3 protein-coding genes and 2 pseudogenes are annotated in these 5,186 nt (G+C 64.4%); 4 read left to right on the forward strand and 1 reads right to left on the reverse strand.

Annotated features, from left to right (window positions below):
- Positions 1 to 138: 138 nt before the first annotated feature.
- Positions 139 to 2,043, reverse strand: a complete 1,905-nt coding sequence (gene exaA / locus JWR98_RS28595) for a quinoprotein ethanol dehydrogenase (RefSeq protein ID WP_078733812.1) — start codon at positions 2,041 to 2,043, stop codon at positions 139 to 141.
- A 254-nt stretch (positions 2,044 to 2,297) separates the two neighbouring features.
- Between exaA and pedF the strand changes: the two genes are divergently transcribed.
- The 4 genes and pseudogenes from pedF to JWR98_RS28615 form a co-directional block, all read left to right on the forward strand.
- The gene (gene pedF / locus JWR98_RS28600) at positions 2,298 to 2,759 is read left to right on the forward strand and encodes a cytochrome c-550 PedF (RefSeq protein WP_078733811.1); all 462 of its coding nucleotides are present in this window, start codon (positions 2,298 to 2,300) and stop codon (positions 2,757 to 2,759) included.
- 3 nt (positions 2,760 to 2,762) lie between these two features.
- A pseudogene (locus tag JWR98_RS28605) lies at positions 2,763 to 3,637 on the forward strand (substrate-binding periplasmic protein).
- Positions 3,638 to 3,646: 9 nt separating this feature from the next.
- Positions 3,647 to 4,396: a quinoprotein dehydrogenase-associated SoxYZ-like carrier gene (locus JWR98_RS28610; protein WP_078733809.1), complete on the forward strand. Its 750-nt coding sequence runs from the start codon at positions 3,647 to 3,649 to the stop codon at positions 4,394 to 4,396.
- 16 nt (positions 4,397 to 4,412) lie between these two features.
- A pseudogene (locus JWR98_RS28615) lies at positions 4,413 to 5,186 on the forward strand (quinoprotein relay system zinc metallohydrolase 1); the annotation flags it as partial.

The raw sequence follows: 5,186 nt of genomic DNA on the forward strand, positions 1-5,186 counted from the left end.
GAGGGAGCTTGCTCCGCTCGGCTGCGCAGCAGTCGTGAAACCTGACTGCACGGTGGTGCTGGAGAAAAAGCGGGGCCGCTTCGCAGCCCAGCGGGAGCAAGCTCCCTCGCCACAAAAGCCGCTCCGCATGATCCAGGGCTATTTTTGGGCGGTTTTCTGATCCCAGCTCGGGATCTTAAACACCCAGAACGACCCGCCTTGCGCCACCGGCTTGGTCAGCTCGGCCATGTCGCCCCCCCACAACGGCACCGCGCCGCCGTAGCCCACGGTCACGCCGACATATTGCTCGCCATCCTGCTCCCACGTGATCGGCGGCGAGACGATGCCGCTGCCGGTCTGGAACTTCCACAGTTCCTTGCCGGTTTTGGCGTCGAAGGCCTTGAAGAAACCATCGCCGGTGCCGGTGAACACCAGGTTGCCCTTGGTCGCCAGCACGCCGGCCCAGAGGGGCAGGGCTTCCTTGTGTTCCCACACCACTTTGCCGGTGGTCGGGTTCATCGCGCGCAGGGTGCCGACGTGGTCGTCATACATGCGCTTGATGCGAAAACCCATGCCCAGGTACGCCGAACCCTTCTTGTAGTTGACCTCTTCGGTCCAGTACTCCTCTTTCCACTGGTTGCCGGGGATGTAGAACAGGCCGGTGTCCTGGCTGTAGGCCATGGGGTTCCAGTTCTTGCCCCCCAGGAACGGCGGCGAGACTTCCACCGGCTTGCCCTTGGTTTCACCCGGCAATGGCTTGGCCGGGCGCTGGCCGGGGTTTTCCACGGGGCGACCGGTCTTGAGGTCGATATGGCTGGCCCAGCTGATGTTGTCCACGAACGGGAAGGCGTTCTGCAGCTTGCCGTTGTTGCGGTCGACCACGTAGAAGAAGCCGTTGCGGTCGGCGTGGCCGGTGGCCTTGACCACTTTGCCGTCCTTGTCCTTGTAGTCGAACAGCACCAGTTCGTTGTTGCCGGAGAAATCCCAGGCATCGTTCGGGGTGTGCTGGTAGAACCACTTCACTTCGCCGGTGCTCGGGTCGACACCCACTTGGCCGGAGGTGTAGAGGCTGTCGAAGTCGTGGGGGTTGCCGTCCTTGGCGGTGCGCGCCCAGGTGTTCCACGGGCCGGGGTTGCCGGCGCCGACGATAATAGTGTTGGTCTCGGCATCGAAACTCGCACTCTGCCAGGGAGCGCCGCCGCCATGGCTCCAGGCCTCGACCTTGCCGGTTTCGGTGGTCGGGTCGTCCGGCCACGACGGTGCTTTCACGTCGCCGGTCGGCGTGCTGTCCTTGCCGTTCAGACGGCCCATATGGCCCTCCACGAAAGGGCGCATCCACACTTCTTCGCCGGTGTCCGGGTCGCGCGCATACAGTTGGCCAACCACGCCGAATTCATCGCCGGAGCTGCCGTGGATCAGCAACACCTTGCCGCTGACTTTGTCTTTGATCAGCACTGGCGCGCCGGTCATGGTGTAGCCGGCGGCGTGGTCGCCGAATTTCTTGTTCCACACCACTTTGCCGGTGTTTTTGTCGAGGGCGATCAGGCGCGCGTCGAGGGTGCCGAAGTAGATCTTGTCGCCGAAGATCGCGGCGCCGCGGTTGACCACGTCACAGCACGGGCGAATGTTGTCGGGCAAGCGGTGGTTGTAGGTCCACAGGCGCTTGCCGGTCTTGGCGTCGAGGGCAAACACGCGGGAATAGGAACCGGTGACATAGACCACGCCGTCGCTGACGATGGCCTGGGATTCCTGGCCGCGCTGCTTCTCGTCGCCGAACGAATAGGACCAGGCCGGGGTGAGCTTGAACACATTCTTGTCGTTGACCTGGGCCAGCGGGCTCCAGCGCTGGGCGTTGGTGCCCATGCCGTATTGCAGCACGTCCTTGGTCGTCAGGTGGTCGTTGGCGATGTCTTCCCAGGTGACGTTGCGCGTCGGCTTTTGAGCAGAAGGGGCCGGTTCGGCGGCGGCGAAGCTTGTCGCACTCAACGACAGGCTGCCGACCAGCAGCAAGGCCTGCACGGCAAGGCTCAACGGTGAAAGGGCGGGTAGCGATCTTATTGTCATGGTTGCGGTTCCCTGTGGAGGTTTTGGCCTGCACAGGGTGGAGCGCGCGGCATTGGGCGGATACGGAAAAAAGTCCCGCTGTGGCCGGGAAGACTTCCCGGACCGCCGCTGTTTTAGGCGTGCCCCACAAGCCCTACTACCAAGGGAGGAGAGGGCGGCCACCAAAGCAGCATACGGGCCATGCCCAGGGCTTTCTAAGATGGTTGCCATAGCCTCTGCAATGAGGTTTTGCGTGCAATCCTGAGGGCAAAATAATGACAACAAAACACAATGCCTGGCTCGTGGCTGGCCTGTTGGTGGGTGTGATCGGTGCCGGCTCCGCCTGGGCCCATGGCAACGTCGTTCCGCAAGCGGTGGAAACCAAGGGCCTGACCTCGGTCAAGGACGCCGGCGTACCGGTGGACGCCGATGGCTGGGCGGCGGTGAACCCGTATCGCACCTCGCCCGAACATGACAAAGCGTTGGAAATCGGCTCGTCCGCCTACAACCAGAACTGCGCCGCCTGCCACGGTCTGGAAGCCAAATCCGGCGGTATCGCCCCGGACCTGCGCATGCTGGATGCGGGGGAGGCCGGTGATGAGTGGTTTGTCGAGCGTGTGCGCCATGGCGCCGTGCGCGACGGCCGGGTGTACATGCCGAAAATGGCCGACTATCTGAGCCAGGAAGCCTTGTGGGCGGTGCGTACCTACCTGGACTCCGTGCGCGTCGAGGAATAAGCCATGCGCCTGTTCGCGTATGTGCTTGGCCTGGCCCTGCTGTGTTGCCAGACGGCACAGGCGCAGGTGCGCAGCTACGACCAGATGGTCGCCGCCGGCGAGATTAAGGTGGCGGTGTACAAGGACTTCGCCCCCTACAGCTTCCAGGACGGCGGCACCCCACGGGGTGTCGACGTGGAGCTGGCCCAGGCCTTGGCCAAGCGCTGGGGGTGCAGCTCAGACTGATCTGGGCGCCGGCCGGCGAGAAGCTCGACGACGACCTGCGCGACTACATCTGGCGCGGCAGCCCGTTGCACAACCAGCAATTGGCCGACCTGATGATGCGTGCCCCCTACGACCATGCCTACGCGCAAAAACGTAACGACCAGGGCGAACTGGAAAACGGCCATGTGGTGATGTTCGGGCCTTACCAGAACGAGCAATGGCAGGTGGCCTACGACCGTCGGCGGCTGGACAAGGTCGCCAGCGTGGCGGTGTTCGAGCAGCACCCGATTGGCGTCGAAGTCGACAGCGTGCCGTCGTTCTACCTCACCTCGGTGTTCAACGGCATGCTCGCCGGCAAGACCCGCCACTACCCCGACGTGCCCCAGGCCTTTGCGGCGATGAAGGCCGGCGAGGTCGACGCGGTGATGGCCATGCGCGGTGAAATCGACTGGCAGGTGCACGAGGCCCACGATCCGCAACTGGCCCTGGCGCAAAACGCCTACCCCAATATGGGCAAGCAGCGCTGGGAGATCGGCATGGCGGTGCACGAGAGCAATCGCCAGTTGGCCTATGCGGTAGAGGAGGCGCTGGAAGGCCTGATCCGCGACGGTGCGGTGCAAGCCATCTATGCCCGTTACGGCCTGCAGTACGAAGTGCCTGAGATGTATCAATAGGAGCAGGCGATGAACTGGCGATTGAGCTGCATCCTGGCTTGCTGGCTGCCGCTGGCGGCTCACGCCGTGGAAGTCGACCCGGTGCCGTCGGTGATGTGGGCCTTCTACCACAAGCAGTTCCTGGCGGATGCGCCGTTTGTGTTCGATGCGCGGGTCAAGCTGCTGGCGCCACCCTTCGCCGAAGATGCGCGCCAGGTGCCGCTGGAAATCGACGCCCGTGCGTTCAAAGGGCAGGTGGTGAAAATCCTCGCCTGGGCCGAGCTCAACCCATTGCCGAAAATCGTCGACTTCCAACCCAAGGCCGGTGTGTTGCCCTGGCTGTCGATCCGCATCCGCATCGAACAGGCCACGCCGTTGCGCGCGGCGGTGCTCACCGATGACGGGCTGTGGCATGTGGGCTCGACCCTGATCGACGCCGCCGGTGGTGGCTGCACCGCACCCAGCGTGGTGCGCACCCAGCCCGGGTGGGAGGAGCATATCGGCGAAGTGCTCGGCGGGCGTTACCCGCGTGGTGAATTCAGCCGCGTGCGCGTGCAGGTGGCGCACCCGATGGACAACGGCATGGTCAGCGGCATTCCGGAATTTTTTATCAACCATGCGCAACTGCGTGGCCAGGACGATCAGGTGCTGGCCGAGCTGGAGCTGTTCCCGGCGGTCAGCGAAAACCCCAACCTGGCCTTCGACATCGATGCTCCAGGGCCCACCCGCCTGGTGCTGCGTGACAACAGCGGCAACCAGTTCGACGCCGCCATTCCCTGACCAGAAGGAGCGCGGCATGCGCTGGATCCTCTTGCTGTGCCTGGGCCTGAGCCTGCCGCCCTGGCAGACCTCGACTACGCCCTGCAGCCACGGTTGATCGCCGACGATACCTGGCTGCTCGAAGGCAGCACCGACAACTTCGCCAAGGCAACGGCGGCAATATCGTCAACACCGCTTTTATCGTTACCGAAGCCGGCGTGGTGGTGATCGACACCGGCCCGTCACGGCGCTACGGCGAAGCCCTGCGCCAGGCGATCGCCAAGGTAACGGCCAAACCGGTGGTCCAGGTGTTGATCACCCACCATCACCCCGACCACGCGCTGGGCAACCAGGCCTTCAAGGACGTGCCCATCGGCGCCCTGGCCGACACCACGCGGCTGCTGCACGAGCAGGGCGACGGCATGGCGGAAAACCTCTACCGCATGGTCGGCGACTGGATGCGTGGCACCGAAGTGGTGTTGCCCACCCAGGTGCTGACACCCGGCGTGCTCAGCGTGGGCGGCCACGACCTGCGCTTGCTCGCACTCACCGGCCACACCGGCGCCGACCTGGCGATTCTCGACCCGAGCACCGGCGTGCTGTTTACCGGTGACCTGGTGTTCTATCAGCGCGCCCTCACCACCCCCAACAGTCCAGGGCTGGCGGCATGGCTGGCCGATCTCGACACCCTGCAAGCCTTGCCCTGGACCCTGGTCGTGCCCGGCCATGGCCCGGTGGCCAGCGACGCTCAGCCTTTCGTGCAGATGCGCGACTACCTCACCTGGCTCGACCAACTGCTGCGCGACGGCGC

Source organism: Pseudomonas lactucae (assembly GCF_016937615.1).
GTDB lineage: Bacteria > Pseudomonadota > Gammaproteobacteria > Pseudomonadales > Pseudomonadaceae > Aquipseudomonas > Aquipseudomonas lactucae.